This is a genomic window from Coprobacter tertius (assembly GCF_024330105.1).
Classification (GTDB): domain Bacteria; phylum Bacteroidota; class Bacteroidia; order Bacteroidales; family Coprobacteraceae; genus Coprobacter; species Coprobacter tertius.
In genome coordinates, this window is sequence record NZ_JANDHW010000006.1 from 167,134 (window position 1) to 185,320 (window position 18,187).

General features: G+C 38.3%; 20 protein-coding genes and 1 riboswitch. Of the genes, 18 read left to right on the forward strand and 2 right to left on the reverse strand.

The window, feature by feature from the left end:
- Window positions 1-11 precede the first annotated feature (11 nt).
- Entirely contained in the window at window positions 12-1,082 is a 1,071-nt protein-coding gene (locus NMU02_RS07885; RefSeq protein WP_255027217.1) for an LptF/LptG family permease, read from the forward strand.
- A gap of 91 nt (window positions 1,083-1,173) precedes the next feature.
- Here the strand turns inward: NMU02_RS07885 and NMU02_RS07890 are convergent, their stop codons facing one another.
- A complete protein-coding gene (locus NMU02_RS07890; RefSeq protein WP_255027218.1) occupies window positions 1,174-1,620 on the reverse strand; it encodes a DUF4890 domain-containing protein in 447 nt (148 codons plus the stop codon).
- 211 nt (window positions 1,621-1,831) lie between these two features.
- On the opposite strand from NMU02_RS07890, the gene NMU02_RS07895 reads away from it, so the two are divergent.
- The 7 genes from NMU02_RS07895 (at window position 1,832) to NMU02_RS07925 (ending at window position 9,601) form a co-directional block, all read left to right on the forward strand.
- Complete coding sequence (locus NMU02_RS07895; RefSeq protein WP_255027302.1) at window positions 1,832-3,100, forward strand: replication-associated recombination protein A; 1,269 nt, start codon at window positions 1,832-1,834, stop codon at window positions 3,098-3,100.
- Window positions 3,101-3,368: 268 nt separating this feature from the next.
- The gene (gene serC / locus NMU02_RS07900; protein WP_255027219.1) at window positions 3,369-4,436 is read left to right on the forward strand and encodes a 3-phosphoserine/phosphohydroxythreonine transaminase; all 1,068 of its coding nucleotides are present in this window, start codon (window positions 3,369-3,371) and stop codon (window positions 4,434-4,436) included.
- 113 nt (window positions 4,437-4,549) lie between these two features.
- Complete coding sequence (locus tag NMU02_RS07905; RefSeq protein WP_255027220.1) at window positions 4,550-5,470, forward strand: NAD(P)-dependent oxidoreductase; 921 nt, start codon at window positions 4,550-4,552, stop codon at window positions 5,468-5,470.
- Window positions 5,471-5,566: 96 nt separating this feature from the next.
- Window positions 5,567-6,811 (forward strand): DUF1015 domain-containing protein, encoded by a 1,245-nt coding sequence (locus NMU02_RS07910; RefSeq protein WP_255027221.1) that lies wholly within the window; start codon window positions 5,567-5,569, stop codon window positions 6,809-6,811.
- A gap of 162 nt (window positions 6,812-6,973) precedes the next feature.
- Window positions 6,974-7,498, forward strand: coding sequence for an RNA polymerase sigma factor (locus tag NMU02_RS07915; RefSeq protein ID WP_255027222.1), 525 nt, complete (start codon window positions 6,974-6,976; stop codon window positions 7,496-7,498).
- 4 nt (window positions 7,499-7,502) lie between these two features.
- On the forward strand, window positions 7,503-8,789 hold the full coding sequence (locus tag NMU02_RS07920; RefSeq protein WP_255027223.1) for a porin family protein: 1,287 nt from the start codon (window positions 7,503-7,505) through the stop codon (window positions 8,787-8,789).
- Between the two features lie 50 nt (window positions 8,790-8,839).
- Complete coding sequence (locus tag NMU02_RS07925) at window positions 8,840-9,601, forward strand: hypothetical protein (protein WP_255027224.1); 762 nt, start codon at window positions 8,840-8,842, stop codon at window positions 9,599-9,601.
- A gap of 79 nt (window positions 9,602-9,680) precedes the next feature.
- Here NMU02_RS07925 and mscL read toward each other — a convergent pair whose 3' ends face one another.
- Entirely contained in the window at window positions 9,681-10,121 is a 441-nt protein-coding gene (mscL, locus tag NMU02_RS07930) for a large-conductance mechanosensitive channel protein MscL (protein WP_255027225.1), read from the reverse strand.
- Between the two features lie 343 nt (window positions 10,122-10,464).
- Window positions 10,465-10,556: riboswitch (TPP riboswitch) on the forward strand.
- 79 nt (window positions 10,557-10,635) lie between these two features.
- Between mscL and thiD the strand changes: the two genes are divergently transcribed.
- The 10 genes from thiD to NMU02_RS07980 all read left to right on the forward strand — a co-directional run bounded on the left by thiD (window position 10,636) and on the right by NMU02_RS07980 (window position 18,143).
- Window positions 10,636-11,460 carry a bifunctional hydroxymethylpyrimidine kinase/phosphomethylpyrimidine kinase gene (thiD, locus tag NMU02_RS07935; RefSeq protein ID WP_255027226.1) on the forward strand — a complete coding sequence of 275 codons (825 nt, stop codon included), beginning with the start codon at window positions 10,636-10,638 and terminating at the stop codon, window positions 11,458-11,460.
- Between the two features lie 37 nt (window positions 11,461-11,497).
- Window positions 11,498-11,692, forward strand: coding sequence for a sulfur carrier protein ThiS (gene thiS / locus NMU02_RS07940; protein WP_255027227.1), 195 nt, complete (start codon window positions 11,498-11,500; stop codon window positions 11,690-11,692).
- A 99-nt stretch (window positions 11,693-11,791) separates the two neighbouring features.
- Entirely contained in the window at window positions 11,792-12,382 is a 591-nt protein-coding gene (locus NMU02_RS07945; RefSeq protein ID WP_255027231.1) for a thiamine phosphate synthase, read from the forward strand.
- Between the two features lie 2 nt (window positions 12,383-12,384).
- Window positions 12,385-13,020: a thiamine phosphate synthase gene (locus NMU02_RS07950; protein WP_255027303.1), complete on the forward strand. Its 636-nt coding sequence runs from the start codon at window positions 12,385-12,387 to the stop codon at window positions 13,018-13,020.
- The gene (thiS, locus tag NMU02_RS07955; RefSeq protein ID WP_255027236.1) at window positions 13,013-13,216 is read left to right on the forward strand and encodes a sulfur carrier protein ThiS; all 204 of its coding nucleotides are present in this window, start codon (window positions 13,013-13,015) and stop codon (window positions 13,214-13,216) included. The genes NMU02_RS07950 and thiS (NMU02_RS07955) overlap by 8 nt, the downstream gene beginning before the upstream one ends.
- Window positions 13,217-13,264: 48 nt before the next feature.
- Window positions 13,265-14,032, forward strand: coding sequence for a thiazole synthase (locus NMU02_RS07960; RefSeq protein ID WP_255027237.1), 768 nt, complete (start codon window positions 13,265-13,267; stop codon window positions 14,030-14,032).
- A gap of 22 nt (window positions 14,033-14,054) precedes the next feature.
- Window positions 14,055-15,752: a phosphomethylpyrimidine synthase ThiC gene (gene thiC, locus NMU02_RS07965; protein ID WP_255027239.1), complete on the forward strand. Its 1,698-nt coding sequence runs from the start codon at window positions 14,055-14,057 to the stop codon at window positions 15,750-15,752.
- Between the two features lie 9 nt (window positions 15,753-15,761).
- Window positions 15,762-16,331: a HEAT-like fold family protein gene (locus NMU02_RS07970; protein WP_255027241.1), complete on the forward strand. Its 570-nt coding sequence runs from the start codon at window positions 15,762-15,764 to the stop codon at window positions 16,329-16,331.
- Window positions 16,313-17,464, forward strand: a complete 1,152-nt coding sequence (thiH, locus tag NMU02_RS07975; RefSeq protein ID WP_255027243.1) for a 2-iminoacetate synthase ThiH — start codon at window positions 16,313-16,315, stop codon at window positions 17,462-17,464. The genes NMU02_RS07970 and thiH overlap by 19 nt, the downstream gene beginning before the upstream one ends.
- Window positions 17,445-18,143 (forward strand): HesA/MoeB/ThiF family protein, encoded by a 699-nt coding sequence (locus NMU02_RS07980; protein ID WP_255027245.1) that lies wholly within the window; start codon window positions 17,445-17,447, stop codon window positions 18,141-18,143. The genes thiH and NMU02_RS07980 overlap by 20 nt, the downstream gene beginning before the upstream one ends.
- Window positions 18,144-18,187 lie beyond the last annotated feature (44 nt).

The window sequence follows — 18,187 nt, forward strand, 5'->3', positions numbered from 1 at the left end:
AAGTAAAGGAAATGTTAAAAAAGATCGATTTCTATATCATTAAAAAATTCTTGGGAACTTACATTTTCGCCATTATCCTGATCATTTCCATAGCAGTGGTCTTCGATATCAACGAAAAACTCGATAAGTTCCTGAATGCCCCTTTAAAAGCTATCGTAATCGATTATTATCTTAATTTCATCCCTTATTTCGCAAACTTATTCAGCCCTTTATTCACTTTTATCGCAGTTATATTCTTCACATCTAAACTGGCCGATAACTCTGAAATAATCGCTATGCTATCAAGCGGAATCAGCTTTAAAAGGCTGATGATACCCTACATGATATCGGCAGCGATAATCGCCGGCGGCACATTTTATCTTAACAGTTTTGTCATTCCTCCGGCAAATAAGACCCGTATTGCTTTTCAGAATAAATATGTCAGTGACAAAAGTGTAAATTATGCCAATAATATACAGTTGCAAGTAGAACCCGATGTTATCGCATACATAAGCCGATACGACAATAAGACCAGAACAGGTTACCGTTTTTCGATGGAAGAATTCGACGGAAAAACATTGAAGTCGAGACTTACGGCAGAATCGGTAACTTACGATACTGCCTACCATTGGGTTATAAAAAATTACATGATACGTAATTTTAACGGACTGAAGGAAACATTGCAAAGAGGCACTCAATTAGACACCGTTATTAATTTCGAACCTGCTGATTTTCTGATCTCCCGATATGACAGCGAGCTTATGACTACACCTGCATTGAAAGAATACATCGACCGACAAAGAAAACGAGGAGTAGCCAATATAAAAGCATTTGAGATAGAATACGAAAAAAGATATGCCATGACTGCTGCTGCTTTTATTCTTACATCTATTGGCATGTCATTGGCATCACGAAAAGTAAAAGGAGGAATGGGACTTAATATAGGAATAGGATTATTGCTGAGTTTTTCTTATATTTTATTCTCAACAGTATCATCTACTTTTGCAGTAAGCGGTCTGACTTCCCCGCGTATCGCCGTATGGTTGCCCAATATCATATATACGATAATCGCCATTTATCTTTACCGAAAAGCTCCTAAATAAAAAATATCCTGCCGGAACAACCAATTCCGACAGGACATAACATCTCAATCTTAAATGTATATTATAAAGGGAATTTCCCCGTATAATCAAGTTATTGTTCACTATCTCTATCAGGACGGGGAGCATATTTCATCTTCACATCTCCTCTTCTATCTATTCGGCCATCTCTTCTATCGACCCTCGGCCCACGATTCATCTCATCACGACGATCGAGTTCGTTTTCGAGATACGTAATATATTGATCCTTAGTCAGTATCTTTTTGAGAGTTTCCCGCTGTGAAGCACGCAATTTTTTCATTTCATCCATTTGCTTCTCCCGGGAATCTTTATTATTTTTACGTAAATCCATCATTTGAGTACGCATTTTTTCTTGAGCATCCTGCAATTGTTTTACCTGATCACTGCTCAAATTCAACTCCTTTATCATCTTTTCAGAAGGGTATTGCCTTTTTTGCGGTTCGCCTTTAGGAGCCTGCGCCCAAACTACCGCACTGCATACAAATGCCATTGATAATAATACAACCTTAATTTTCATCATTTTTTTTATTTAATTTATCTACTATGTTCTTGTCCCGGAACATTATATCAGACAAATAAAATCGGGAAAAGTTTAATCCCACATTCATCAATAAACTAAAAAAAATCAAAAATAACACATATCTATCCCCTGTCGCTAAAAAAACATAAAGGCTTCCCCTTACAGGTATTTTTTGTAATTTTGTTGCAGAAGCTTCAGATCTATTTATATGTTGCAACCATTGGCAGAAAGGCTAAGGCCTAAAAATTTAGATGAATACATCGGGCAAGAGCATCTTGTCGGTAAAAATGCAGTTCTCCGTCGTATGATCGATTCCGGACAAGTATCTTCATTTATCTTATGGGGACCTCCAGGAGTCGGGAAAACGACGCTTGCTCGTATTATATCCAATCAGCTCGAAGCCCCGTTTTATACCCTTAGCGCTATACACTCGGGAGTAAAAGATGTACGGGAGGTAATCGATAAGTGTAAAAATAACCGTATGTTTCAAAAAGGACGCCCGATACTTTTCATCGATGAAATACACCGTTTCAACAAATCCCAACAAGATTCACTATTAGGCGCTGTTGAAAACGGTACAATTACACTCATCGGTGCAACAACAGAGAACCCTTCATTCGAAGTAATAAGACCGTTGCTTTCACGTTGTCAAATTTATGTTCTCGAATCTCTTACCGTTAAAGATATGGAAAAACTTCTCGAAAGAGCTATTTCAGAAGATACAGAACTTAAAAAGAGGAAATTCGAAATAAAAGAAACCGATGCCCTTTTCAGATACTCCGGAGGGGACGCCCGTAAATTCTTAAACATCATCGATCTTATCGTAAATGCAACCGACAAAGAAACCATCCTAATAGACGATGCCATCGTCACCGACCGTTTGCAACAAAACCCGGCGGCTTATGATAAAGGGGGTGAAATGCATTACGATATTATTTCCGCATTTATAAAATCGATACGCGGGAGTGATCCCGATGGAGCCATTTACTGGCTGGCTCGTATGGTGGCTGGTGGTGAAGACCCTAAATTTATCGCGAGAAGACTTGTTATTTCTGCCGCCGAAGATATAGGGCTCGCCAACCCTAATGCTTTACTGATGGCTAACGCCTGCTTCGATGCAATACAAAATATCGGTTGGCCCGAAGGTCGGATCATACTCGCTGAAGCAACGGTTTATTTAGCAAGTAGCCCTAAAAGTAATTCGGCTTACAAAGCCATAAACGACGCTCTATCTCTCGTAGAAAAAACAGGAAATCTGCCCGTTCCGTTACCCCTTAGAAACGCCCCCACATCACTAATGAAAGAACTCGATTACGGGAAAAATTATAAATATGCACACGATTATAAAAACAATTTTGTAAAACAACAATTCCTGCCCGATGAACTTAAAAATAAGTCGATTTGGGAACCACAGGCAAACGCATCTGAAAATAAACTGAAAGACCACTTACATTATCTATGGGGCGACAGGTACAAATAAAATAATGCCGTTTAAAACACAGCATAACGGCCTATATCGTTTATTTATAGAAACAAAAATTTACGTAATAAAAGATCAGAATAAACCGATTAAAAAATTAATTTTTGTCACATATTTTACTTTATATATAACAAAATGACAAACTTAAGACAGGTAATTATCTAATTGTTGTATTTATTTGGTTTTAAACAAAAAAAAAATTAATTTCGCATCAGGGTTCCCGTTAAGTGGAATATGTATTAATTGATAAACGATAAAGTACGATCAAATGAAGAAGCACAATTTTTATGCAGGTCCCTCTATTTTAAGCGAGTACACTATTAAAAACACGGCAGATGCCGTTATTAATTTTGCAGGTACCGGATTGTCCCTGCTCGAAGTCTCGCACCGGAGTAAAGAATTTGTAGCCGTAATGGACGAAGCGATGGCATTAGTAAAAGAATTACTTGAAGTTCCTTCAGGCTATGAGGTTGTTTTTGTTGGCGGTGGGGCAAGCATGCAATTCTGTATGGTACCCTATAATCTGTTAAAGAAAAAAGCAGCTTATCTCGAAACTGGTACATGGGCGGTAAATGCCATAAAAGAAGCAAAATTATTTGGTGAAGTCGATGTTGTTGCCTCTTCAAAAGACGCTAATTTTACTTATATTCCCAAAAACTATACAGTACCCGAAGATGCCGATTATTTCCATATTACGACAAACAATACCATCTTCGGAACAGAAATGCGCTATGATCCCGACGTGAAAATTCCTTTGGTTGCCGACATGTCTTCCGATATTTTTTCACGTCCTATCGACGTATCAAAATATGACGTTATTTACGCTGGAGCTCAAAAGAATCTCGCCCCTGCTGGTGTTACGATCGCTATCGTTAAAGAAGGAGCATTGGGCAATACAGGAAGAGAAATTCCTACCATGCTCGATTATCGCACACACATCAAAAAGGGATCGATGTTTAATACACCTCCTTGTTTACCGGTTTTTTCGGCTTTACAGACATTACGCTATTATAAACAATTGGGCGGTATAAAAGCCATAGAAAAGATGAATATCGAAAAAGCGGCGATTTTATATGACGAAATCGACAGAAACAAATTATTCAGAGGCACAGTAAAAGAAGAAGACCGTTCTCTTATGAATGTTTGTTTTGTAATGAATGACGAATATAAAGATCTCGAAAACGAATTTGCAGAATTTGCAGCCAGCAAAGGTATGGTGGGTATCAAAGGTCACCGTTCGGTAGGCGGTTTCAGAGCTTCGATATATAATGCAATGCCCAAATCAAGCGTTGAAGCACTAACTGAGACAATGAAAGAATTCGAAAAAAATCATTGATATTTTCGGAATCGAAATATTTACCGGGAGGTTGTCTCACCAGATAAATAAAAATGTGCGACAACCTCCCGACTTGTTTAATCGCAAAAATAAACCCTTAAATACCAGATGATATGAAAATATTAGTTGCAACCGATAAACCGTTCGCTCCTGTTGCCATAAACGGTATACGCGAAGAAATTGAAGCCGCAGGCATGGAACTTGCACTGCTCGAAAAATACGGTGAAAAAAGCAAATTAATCGATGCGATAGCTGATGCTGACGGAATTATCTTTCGTAGTGACATCATAGATGCAGAAGTACTTAATGCCGCAAAAAAATTAAAAGTAGCCGTTAGAGCTGGCGCCGGATATGACAATATCGATTTATCAACGGCTACTGCAAACGGAGTATGTGTAATGAATACTCCTGGACAAAATTCGAATGCTGTTGCAGAACTGGTTTTCGGAATGACTGTTATGCTAATTCGTAATTTCTATAACGGAAGTTCAGGAACCGAACTCAAAGGGAAAAAATTAGGAATACACGCTTATGGACAAGTGGGTCGTAACGTCGCCCGCGTTGCAAAAGGATTTGGTATGGAAGTTTTTGCCTTCGATCCTTATTGTCCTGCCGAAATCATGGAAGCAGACGGCGTTAAACCCGTATCTACCGTCGAAGAATTATATTCGAACTGCCAATATGTTTCATTACATATTCCGGCAACCGCTGAAACGAAAAAATCGATCAACTATAAGCTATTGAACCGTATGCCTAAAAATGCCGTATTGATAAATACAGCGCGTAAAGAAGTTATCGACGAAGAAGAATTAGTAAAAATAATGAAAGACCGTACCGATATTCGATATATATCTGATATTAAACCAGATAATGCAGAAATATTTGCCGAAAAATTCGAAAATCGTTATTTCTTCACTCCGAAAAAAATGGGGGCTCAAACCGCTGAAGCGAATATTAACGCCGGTATCGCTGCTGCAAAACAATCGGTTGCTTTCCTAAAAGATGGAATCGACAAATATCGGGTAAATAAATAAAAAATACCCGGCGAAAAGGACAATTACAATATTCTTTCGCCGGGTATGTACAAATGCTATTTTTGTAATCATTATAAACCACTTATAAAAACGACGATGGCAAAAATAAAACCATTTAAAGGAATAAGACCTCCCAAAGAATTTATCGAAGAGGTTGCTTCCAGGCCTTATGATGTACTAAATTCAGAAGAAGCACGTAACGAAGCCGAAGGAAATGAAAAGTCTTTATATCATATTATAAAACCTGAAATCGATTTTGCACCAGGAACCGACGAACATGATCCGAAAGTTTATGAAAAGGCAATAGAAAACTTCAACCATTTTCAAGAAAAAGGATGGTTGAAACAAGATGATGAAGAACATTACTATATTTATGCTCAAACGATGAATGACCGTACACAATACGGGCTTGTAGTTTGCGCCAACGTCGAGGACTATATGAACGGTGTGATAAAAAAACATGAACTTACCCGCCGAGACAAAGAAGAAGACCGTATGAAACACGTACGCATAAACAATGCTAACATCGAACCGGTTTTCTTTGCCTACCCCGACAACGAAGAACTCGACCAAATCGTCTCCCGCACGGTATCGGGACCTGCAGAATATGATTTTACAGCATCGGATGGTTTCGGTCATCATTTTTGGGTTATCGACAACAGGCAAGATATAGAACGTATTACCGAAATATTCGCTAAAATTCCTTACCTGTATATTGCCGACGGGCATCATCGTACTGCAGCAGCAGCTTTGGTCGGAGCCGAAAAAGCCAAACAAAATCCGACACATCGAGGTGACGAAGAATACAACTATTTTCTTGCGGTATGTTTTCCGGGATCCCAGTTAAACATTATCGATTACAATCGGGTTGTGAAAGACCTAAACGGACTAACTGAAGACGAATTCTTAAAAAAACTATCGAAACATTTCGATATAGAAGATAAAGGTGAAAAAATTTATAAACCAGCGACTTTACACAATTTTGCCCTATATTTGGGAAAACATTGGTATTCATTAACCGCAAAACCGGGAACGTATAAAGAAAACGATCCCATCGGAGTTCTCGATGTCACTATTTCATCAGATCTTATTTTACGAGATATTTTAGGAATTACCGATCTGAGATCCGATAAAAGAATCGATTTTGTGGGAGGAATACGAGGACTGGAAGAACTACAAAAACGAGTAGACAGCGGTGAAATGAAAATAGCTTTAGCATTGTATCCTGTATCGATGAAACAACTTATGGATATTGCCGATACAGGGAATATCATGCCACCGAAAACAACGTGGTTCGAACCCAAACTGCGTTCGGGACTCGTAATACACAAACTGGATTGAAATTGAAAAAATATCCGGGAAATAACATTCGGCCTTACTTTTTCTTAGATAAGGCCGAAGCTGTTTTTCGCATCTTTTAATAAAATAAATAATAGAACGGTGCAGCTATCGCAACAAAAAGTGCGTCTAATCTAATAGCGGCCGGAAAAAGAATAGTTTCCGATGGATGAAATACAACTGATAAAAGGTTGTAAAAATAATGACTCCAGAGCGCAGAGAGAACTTTATAATACCTATGCGCGCAAAATGATGGCAGTATGTCTTCGTTATAGTAACGACAGGGAAACAGCCGAAGATTTGCTGCAAGATGGATTTATAAAAGTATTTTCGGCTATCGGGTCATACACTGGAAACGGCTCGTTCGAAGGATGGATAAGACGAATTTTTGTAAATACAGCACTCGAATATTTACGAAAAAACGATATTCTGAAAGAAACCGTCGAATTAGATAACCCGGATATTTTAAAGGAACCTGATTACTCGGCATTGGAAAAAATTTCGGCAAACGAACTTATAGAACTCATAGCCGAGCTCCCACCAGGTTTCAGAACTGTTTTTAATATGTTTGCCATAGAAGGTTATACACATAAAGAAATTGCTGAGGCACTCGGAATTAACGAAAGTACTTCCCGCTCTCAGTTTACAAGGGCAAAAAGATTATTACAGAAAAAATTAGAAGAATTATAATAAGATGCATACCAAAAATAACAGATTTGAAAACCTCATACGCACGAAACTGAAAGATTTCGAGGCCGATGTTCCCGATAGCCTGTGGCTGAATATCGAGAACAGATTGCCCGAGAAAAAACATGTGTGGATGAGACCGGTTTTCCGCTATGCAGCAGCATGTGCCGCTATTCTAATCGGAGGTATTGCGACTTATACTCTTTTCTTCGTGCCTGAAAACATCGAACACCGAATTGCCGAAGTCAGACAAGATGAAATAAAAAGAGAAATACAAATATTCGAGCCCGTAAAAACAGAAGATAATTACATTTCTCCCGAAATAGAAGAGAATAAAGTAATAGAAAAACAACAAAATATAAAAGAAGAATCATATACTGCACCGACTTCTATACAGAAAAAAATTTTACCGACGACCACAACAAAAGAAAGTCGCCACCAAGGAAACAAAGAATTATTAGCTACAAATAAGGTTCAAGAAAAAAATAAAGATCAAAATCAACCGATTACCCCAAAAAAGGAAATTACCGACAATGAAAAATACGGTTATCCGGCTGATATGACAAAAGAAGAATACAACCAGAAAATGAAAGAGTTCGAAAAAATCATACAAAATAATAATTCAGATTTTGCCGGATTCAATGCAGCTAAAAATATAAATAATAACGGAATATCGCTAAAGTTGATGGCTTCCAATTCATTACCCGGAAGTAAAAATATGGCAAATCGACCTTTTACGCAAAATGCAGCAGAAATAAACGATGGCCTTAGCCTTTATTCAGATGAAGAACAACTCCGATTTATTCATAAAGTTCCATTGTCTTTCGGTTTAACCGTTGAAAAACAGCTCCCTCGCAATTGGAGTATAGAAAGCGGAATTGTTTATACCCTTTTACGTTCAGATTATAAAACCAAAAGCCTGAGTCGTAAAGGAAAACAAGAATTGCATTATATCGGGATTCCTGTAAATGCGATATACCGTTTCGCCCGTTTGGGCAATGCCTCATTTTATGCTTCAGCCGGAGTACAGGCAGATTTCAATGTCAGTGGTAAACGAACCGAAGACGTCGAAAACAAGAATCTGAAAAATAAATTATCGGAAGATATCAGAGACAAACGCATACAGTGGTCTTTCAACCTCAAAGCAGGTGCCGCCTATGCATTGCATGATCATATCGATCTTTATCTCGAACCAGGAATGGCATATTATTTAGACAACAGCAGTATACCTAATTTATGGCATGACCGTCCCCTGAACTTTACTGTCCAACTAGGACTTCGTACCAATTTTTAACCCTTTATATGCATACTACTGAATTAATAAACTATATAATTTAAAAACAAATGATGAAAACGATCAAAATGGTTAACATCTTATTATTATTTACTGTAATGATATGGACATTAACCGGTTGCTTAAAAAATAACGGAAATATATTGACATCATATGGTGTGGGTACGATTCATGTCCTTGAAAACGGCACGAAATATATCCTTTTCGATCAAAACAACCTAAAAATCAAAAGTAATCAGATAAAAGAGGAATGGGAAGCTGGAGGTCGCATATTTACGGGTTTTACTATAAACTGGGACGAACAACCTTCATCTACTGATACAGACAATATATATGAAGCTAATCTTAATGGAACCCCCGACTATTTTGGTTTACCGAAAGCTTTTGATACAAACCCGAACGGAATATGGGAACAAAAATTTCAAACCAGCGATTCATTGGTAAATATGACAAAACCCGTAATTACCTATCCTAAAAACGGGCCGGCACTATTAACAATACAAACTCAGATGCAGTTCCCGAACTCAGGGGAAACGTATTCTTTAAATCTTGCTCAGTTAAAAGAATATGTAATAGGAACTAAATCAGATACACTATTACTCGTATATCAACGTTCGGGAACCGGTATGCCCACTAATTATATTACGCCTTGGTACTCTTTTACTTTACCTGATTACCCTGAAAATATAAATTTAATCGTAAGATTCAAAGTAAAAAATAACTCGTTTATGCCTTCTGATGTAAATAAAAAAGAAGGATATTATGCGTTTAAAACAGGATATACGGTTCCTTCAGATGAAAACAATAACTAAAACCCTATATTTTTTGATGCCACAAAACTTTCAGTAGCAAAACGGCCGCTTGAACTTCCGGGAGCGGCCGTTTTATTTATCAATCTTTTTGCTTTTCCATTAAATCACGAATCTCAGTAAGCAATTTTACCTCAGCAGAAGGTTCTGGTGTCGGAGCTGGAGCCTCTTCCTCTTTCTTCTTCTGATTCATTAATTTAGCCATCAATTTTATCATTAAGAATATAGAAAAAGCAATTATAATAAAATCGACACTAACTTGTATAAAATTACCGTAATTAAGCGTTACAGCAGGCGTCACAACCTCTCCTGCAGAATTTCTTACCGCCTCATGCAATGTAATTTTCAAATTAGTAAAATTAACGCCACCCAACAATATCCCTACAACAGGCATAATAAGATCGGATACAGCTGACGACACAATCTTACCGAAGGCACCACCGATAATGATACCTACAGCCATATCCACTACATTTCCGCGCATGGCAAACTGCTTAAAATCTTGCAAAAATTTACTTTTCATATTCTATTCACTAAATTATTAATATTATGCAACGTATTTTTAATAGATAACAAACATCATGTGAATAATGACGGTAAACATTTAACTTTTTAGATAACTTTTAAACAAAAATAATACTTCCTGTATAATTTTCAAAATATAAATAAAGAATCAGTTATTTTCCTGAAGAGATATTCTGAAAAATAAAATTAATTCTGACTAAACCTGTCTATAAACCGATATCATATCGTACCTCATTCTTCTCTAAGAAAGAAAAAATGCATCATAAAATTTATTTTTACATAATTGGATATTTTTTTATATTATTCGATACGTTAGCAAACTCTTTTTCATTACATTTGTATCGAAACAAGAGGGGTGCCGTTTAATGGCTGAGATTATACCCTATGAACCTGACGGATAATGCCGGCGTAGGAATTTTGTTCATAGTAAAGCCTTAATTCTGTGTTCTGACCTGTATTTAACAGTGTTCTTCCCCTTTTGAGTGTGCCAAATACTCAACAATAAGTAAACAATGAATCGTTATCCGAAATGTTTAACTATTGCGGGCTCTGACTGTAGCGGGGGAGCCGGAATACAAGCCGATCTTAAAACAATGTCGGCTATTGGTGTGTACGGAATGTCGGCTATTACTGCTGTAACTGCACAAAATACTTGTGGTGTAACTGCTATTCAACCGATAGAGAGGGAAATAGTAAAAGCACAGCTCGAAGCGGTCTTCTCCGATATAGGAGCAGATGCTGTAAAAATAGGCATGCTTCATTCGCCCGGTATTGTTGAAACGGTCATTGAAATGTTGGATAAATATACCCCTCCGTATATCATTCTCGATCCTGTCATGATTTCTACCAGCGGGCATAAGTTAATAGAAGATGAAACCATAGGGATCATCAAAAGTAAATTATTTTGCAGATCGACCCTAATTACGCCCAATATAGATGAAGCTATTCTGCTTTCGGGTAAAAATATAACGACAGAGAACGAGATGTATGCAGCAGCCGATATTTTAATTAAGAACGGATGTAATGCTGTTTTGATGAAAGGAGGCCATTTGAAAAACGCTCAAATGACAGATATTCTTTTTACCCGACAAAATGATCCGTTAATTTTACGGTCCGATCCTATCGATACCGTAAATTCTCATGGTACGGGATGTACACTGTCATCTGCCATTGCTTCATATCTGGCATTAGGCTATACATTAAACGAGTCGACTAAACTGGCTAAAAAATTCATCACAACAGCTCTTAAAAAAGGAGCCAATATAAAAACAGGAACCGGTCACGGTCCCCTGAACCATTTTTTTGCTCCACATCCTTTAAAAGTTATAAATTCCTGAAAATATATGCCTAAACTTGAATTAAAATTGAGATTGTATGAAAGTTTTTTTGAATCACCAAGAAATCTGTGTGGGTAGTAGAGTGACGTTGAGAGATTTATTGGCCGGTCAAAGTTTAACAGCAGACGGTAGTACCGTAGCGGTTAACAACCGGGTGATTACTAAAGAAGAGTGGCGTGAAACATTCTTGTCTAACGGCGATAAAGTAACAGTTATAAAAACGACTTACTAAGGAATTTTTCCTCGTTTTACATGACACAGATATTAAAAAACAAAATTAAATAATGGTATCCGGAAAAACCGGATCCATTATTTAAAAATATAATCCAAGATGAAAATAATAGCTATAACACAGGAAGATTTTTTTGACGAAGAAGCTGAAACAATCTGTTTTCTACTCGATAAAAGGGGTATAGATACACTGCACTTGAGAAAACCTGCAGCTACATCCGACAATTTACAAAGTTTATTACAACACATTCCCTCACAATATTATCGCCATATCATTCTTCACGAACACTTCGAACTGATACATAAATTTCCTCTTAAAGGGATTCATCTCAATCGTCGAAATCCCCATTCGCCTATTGGTTATCAAGGATATACAGGACGTTCATGCCATTCGATAGAAGAACTTAAATCATCCCCAAAAACCGATTATTGTTTTCTTAGCCCCATTTTCGACAGTATTTCCAAAAAAGGATACCGGGCCGGTTTTTCTGAAAAAGAACTTACAGAAGCTTCCCGTTCAGGAACGATCGATAACTCTGTTGTCGCTTTAGGCGGAATTACCCCCGACCGTCTTCCCATATTAAAAAAATATAAATTTGGAGGTGCTGCATTTTTAGGTTATTTATGGAATGTAACCGAGAAAGGCGAACTAATCAAAAGACTCGATGAAATAAAATATTACAACAGATGAAAATACCGATGCTACAATTCATTACCCATGCCAATTCTAAATACAACTATTTAGATTCTGCCGAGGAAGCTCTGAAAGGGGGTTGCAAGTGGATTCAATTGCGTATGAAAGATAAAAATGAAGAAGAAATATTTACAGTTGCTTTAAAATTGAAAGAAAGATGTCGTCATTTTCAAGCCACTTTTATAATCGACGATCAAGTACACATTGCCAAAGAAATAAAAGCAGACGGTGTACATCTCGGGAAATTAGATATGCCTCCTCAAGAAGCAAGAAAAATACTTGGGAATGGATTCATAATAGGTGGAACAGCTAATTCTTTCGATGACATCCTCTACCTGAAAGAACAAAAAGCAGATTATATCGGATTAGGGCCATTTCGATTTACCGAAACAAAAAAAAATCTGAGTCCCATACTCGGAATCGAAGGATACCATCGAATTTGCACTTTACGAAAAGAATGCGGTATAAACATACCTATTGTTGCAATCGGAGGTATCACAGATAAAGATATAGCACCTCTAATGGCTACCGGAATAGAAGGTATCGCATTATCGGGTACTATACTCAATGCAAAAAATCCGGTATCTGAAACTGAAAAAATCATACATCTTATAAACCGCAATTATCATGATTAAAATAACATTGAATAATAAAGAAATCCTTGTTGATAAAAACCTCTCTTTACTGAAATTACTGCAACAGCAAAATTTTCCACAATCGGGTATTGCCGTTGCCGTAAATAATAAAGTAATCGGTAAACAGAACTGGGAACAACTAATTCTGAAAGAAAATGATAAATTAACCGTCATAAGAGCAACCTGTGGAGGCTAAATAAAATAAACCGAACATAAAAATAAAAACGATATAAAAGAAAAGAAAATGGAGAAATTAATCATCGGAGGACGGGAGTTCGATTCCCGACTCTTTATCGGAACAGGAAAATTCAGTTCTAACGAGCAAATGGAAAAAGCCATTATTGCTTCGGGCAGTGAAATGGTCACTGTAGCTATGAAACGTATCGATATGGACAATCCGCAAGATGATATGCTAAAACACATCGATTGTAACAAAATACAGCTATTGCCCAATACATCAGGAGTAAGAAATGCTGAAGAAGCAATTCTCGCAGCCCAATTATCCAGAGAAGCCTTCGACACCAATTTTCTGAAACTCGAAATACATCCCGATCCTAAATATCTGTTACCCGATCCTATCGAAACATTAAAAGCAACCGAAGCACTCGTTAAAATGGGATTTGTCGTTTTACCTTATATTCAGGCCGACCCCGTACTCTGTAAACGCCTTGAAGAAGTCGGTGCAGCAACTGTTATGCCTTTAGGAGCCCCTATCGGGACGAATAAAGGGCTCTGTACTAAAGATATGCTCGAAATTATCATCGAACAAAGCAATATCCCTGTCGTTATCGACGCAGGAATTGGAGCACCTTCTCACGCAGCAGCAGCGATGGAATTGGGAGCCGATGCTGTTTTGGTAAATACAGCCATAGCAATTGCCGGTAATCCCGAAAAAATGGCTGAAGCTTTCAAAAAAGCGGTTGTTGCCGGAAGACAAGCATACGAATCAGGACTAGGATCACAAGTAAAACATGCCGCAGCCAGCAGTCCGTTAACCTCCTTTTTAGATTAAATACTTCAATATTTACACAACAATGAAAACCGATAAAATCATACGTACTCCCTATCCTAACTCAGAGAAAGTATATATCGACGGAAAATTGCATGACATAAAAGTCGCTATGCGGAAAGTAAAACTCACCGATACCGTAAATATCGTAAACGGAGAGCGTGTTATTAGCCATAATGACGACGTATATATATATGATACAAGTGGTCCCTATACCGATCCCTCGATCAAAATAGATCTCGAAAAAGGATTGCCGAGACTGAGGGAAAAATGGATTACCGAAAGAAACGACGTAGAACAACTTCCTGAAATCACGTCGGAATACGGTCGTTCCCGTTTAGCTGATAAAACGCTCGATCATCTTCGGTTCGAACATATCCAACGTCCTTATCGGGCCAAAGCAGGTAAAAATATCACTCAAATGTATTATGCCCGCCAAGGCATTATTACCCCTGAAATGGAATACGTTTCGATCAGAGAGAATATGCAAAACGAGAAACTGGGGATAAAATCATACATTACTCCCGAATTCGTTCGGGATGAAATTGCTGCAGGACGGGCAGTCTTACCCGCTAATATAAACCATCCCGAATCGGAGCCTATGATCATCGGACGTAACTTTCTGGTAAAAATAAATACAAATCTCGGAAACTCGGCTACCACCTCCGGAATCGAGGAAGAAGTAGATAAAGCAGTTTGGTCGTGCCGATGGGGTGGAGATACATTAATGGACCTTTCTACAGGTGAAAATATACATGAAACCCGGGAATGGATCATTCGCAATTGCCCGGTACCAGTCGGCACCGTACCTATTTATCAGACTCTGGAAAAAGTAAATGGAAAAGTCGAAGACCTCAACTGGGAAATTTTTAAAGATACACTGATCGAACAGTGTGAACAAGGAGTCGACTATTTCACCATTCATGCAGGAATACGGTTAAAAAATATATCCCTTTCTCAAAAGCGACTTACCGGAATCGTCTCGAGAGGCGGCAGTATTATGAGCAAATGGTGTACTCTATACAATCGGGAAAGCTTTTTGTACGAACATTTCGGCGATATATGCGATATTTTATCACGATACGATGTGGCTATATCGCTCGGAGACGGATTACGTCCCGGAAGTATTTACGATGCAAACGACGAAGCTCAATTTGCAGAACTCGATACCTTAGGAGAATTAGTTCAAAAAGCATGGAAAAAAAATGTACAAGCTTTTATCGAAGGCCCCGGACACGTACCGATGCATAAAATAAAAGAAAATATGGACCGCCAGATTTCGGCCTGCCACGATGCTCCTTTTTACACTTTAGGCCCGTTAACGACTGATATCGCTCCGGGATACGATCACATTACATCGGCTATAGGAGCGGCACAAATCGGATGGTTAGGAACTGCCATGCTCTGTTATGTAACTCCTAAAGAACACCTCGGACTTCCTGATAAAGAAGATGTGCGCACAGGAGTTATTTCATACAAAATCGCAGCTCATGCTGCCGACCTGGCAAAAGGCCATCCGGGAGCACAAATACGAGATAATGCCCTATCTAAGGCCCGATATGAATTCCGATGGAAAGATCAGTTCAACCTCTCGTTAGATCCCGAACGAGCCCTCGAATATTATAAAGCGGGGCATCATACCGACGGTGAATATTGTACGATGTGCGGTCCTAACTTTTGTGCAATGAAATTAAGCAGAGATTTAAAAGACTGCATATTATAAAACCGTAAAATGGAAAGAATAACAGATTTCCATCACTGTCTATCAGGATCTATATCTCGAAATTTCGTTGATAAGATTGTTCGGTCTGTACTCAATCATCCGGACGATTTTAAAATGTTATATTCCCTGATTACAACCAGTGAAACAAAAATATCTTGGAGAGCCGCATGGGCATGTGAAAAATTATGCAAAGAACGGCCCGAATGGTTCATTCCATTATACAATGAGCTATCGGAATCGGCACAAAGCTGCCAACATGAGGGAACTAAACGATTACTTCTTTCCATCATTTACCATTTGCCGATCCCCGAAAAGCTACCGATATGCCTTCTTGATTTCTGTATCGAAAAAATGCTCGATCCAGAAGAAAGTATCGCCGTGCAATCTCTTTGCATTAAAATCGCATTCGAGATCGCCTGTCAGCAGCCCGATTTATTGTACGAGTTAAAACTATATCTGGAAAATACCAATACAGAGTATTATTCAACTGCCGTAAAAAGTACGGTAAGAATTATATTAAAAAAGATTTCACAAATGAAATCAGAAAAAAAAGACCGAATATGTTCTCAGAAGAATTAGAAAAAATATCGTGGGAAGAAACAACTCGCGATATTTACGCAAAAACAGCCTCTGACGTCGAATTCGCGTTGAGCAAACAACGGTTACTCGATATCGAAGATTTTAAGGCTCTTATTTCTCCCGCTGCCATTCCTTATCTGGAAACGATGGCACAATTAAGTCGAAAATATACACTCGAGCGCTTCGGGAAAACTATTTCGATGTTCGTACCCTTATACATTACCAATTCGTGTACCAACTTTTGCATTTATTGCGGATTTAACCATAACAATCCGATGCAACGGGTTATCCTTAATGAAGAAGAGATTGTAAATGAATACAAGGCCATTAAAAAACTGGCTCCATTCGAAAATCTGCTGATTGTAACCGGAGAGAACCCAGCTAAAGCCGGTGTCCCCTATATAAAACGAGCTCTCGAACTTGCAAAACCCTATTTTTCTAATCTCCAAATCGAAGTCATGCCGTTAAAAGCTGAAGAGTACGAAGAACTTACCCACTCGGGACTCAACGGAGTTATCTGCTTTCAGGAGACCTATAATAAATCTAATTATAATATCTATCATCCTAAAGGGATGAAATCGAAATTCGAATGGAGAGTAAACGGGTTCGACCGGATGGGACAAGCCGGTGTTCACAAAATAGGCATGGGAGTGCTTATAGGCCTCGAAGACTGGCGTACCGATATCACAATGATGGCATATCATCTGAGATATCTTCAAAAACATTACTGGAAAACAAAATACAGCGTAAATTTCCCACGTATGCGCCCCAGTGAAGGACACTTTAAACCGAATGTCATCATGAGCGACAAAGAACTCGCTCAAGTTACTTTCGCAATGCGGATCTTCGATCATGATGTAGATATTTCATACTCTACTCGCGAAAATGCTGAATTCAGAAATCATATGGCAACGCTGGGAGTCACTACTATGAGCGCCGAAAGTAAAACAGAACCCGGAGGATATTTTACTTATCCACAAGCACTCGAACAATTCCATGTCAGTGACGAACGTACTGCAGTACAAGTTGAGAAAGATCTGAAAGCATTGGGAAGAGAACCGGTCTGGAAAGATTGGGATGAAGTTTTCGATCTCAGTACAATAAAAAATCGATATGGAAAACAAGCGATATGAACGCCATCTCCTACTGAAGGAAATCGGTGAAGAAGGACAGCGGAAGTTGCAAGAGGCTTCCGTATTATTAGTAGGTGTCGGAGGATTAGGCTCCCCTATCGCTTTATATTTAACAGCTGCCGGTATAGGACGTATCGGACTAATTGATGGCGATGTCGTATCAGAAAGTAATTTGCAACGACAAGTTTTGTACACTGAAAAAGAAATCGGTCTGCTCAAAGTCAGATGTGCTAAACAGCGCTTACAAGCTTTGTCGTCCGGAACAGAAATAGAAATTTATCCCGATTTCCTTGCCCCCGAAAACGCAGAAAATATAATTAAACAATATGATATTATCGTCGATGGATGTGATAATTATACGACACGTTATCTCATTAACGATACCTGCATAAAGACCGGAAAACCTTATGTATATGGTACCATCGGTGAATTTCAAGGGCAAGTTTCGGTATTTAACTACCAAAATGGAATGACTTACCGTGACCTATACCCAGACGAAGTCGAACTAAAATCTATTCCTAAGGCCACAGCCGGAGTACTGGGAGTCGTTCCGGGTATTATTGGTTGTACCGAAGCAGCCGAAGTAATTAAACTCATTACCGGTTGCGGAGAAGTACTACGTAATCGTTTGTTTACAATCGATGTTCTCTCGATGCAAACACAAATATTACAACTCTAAAAATATGGGTACATCCTCCTGTTTCGTTTGGAACAGGAGGATTT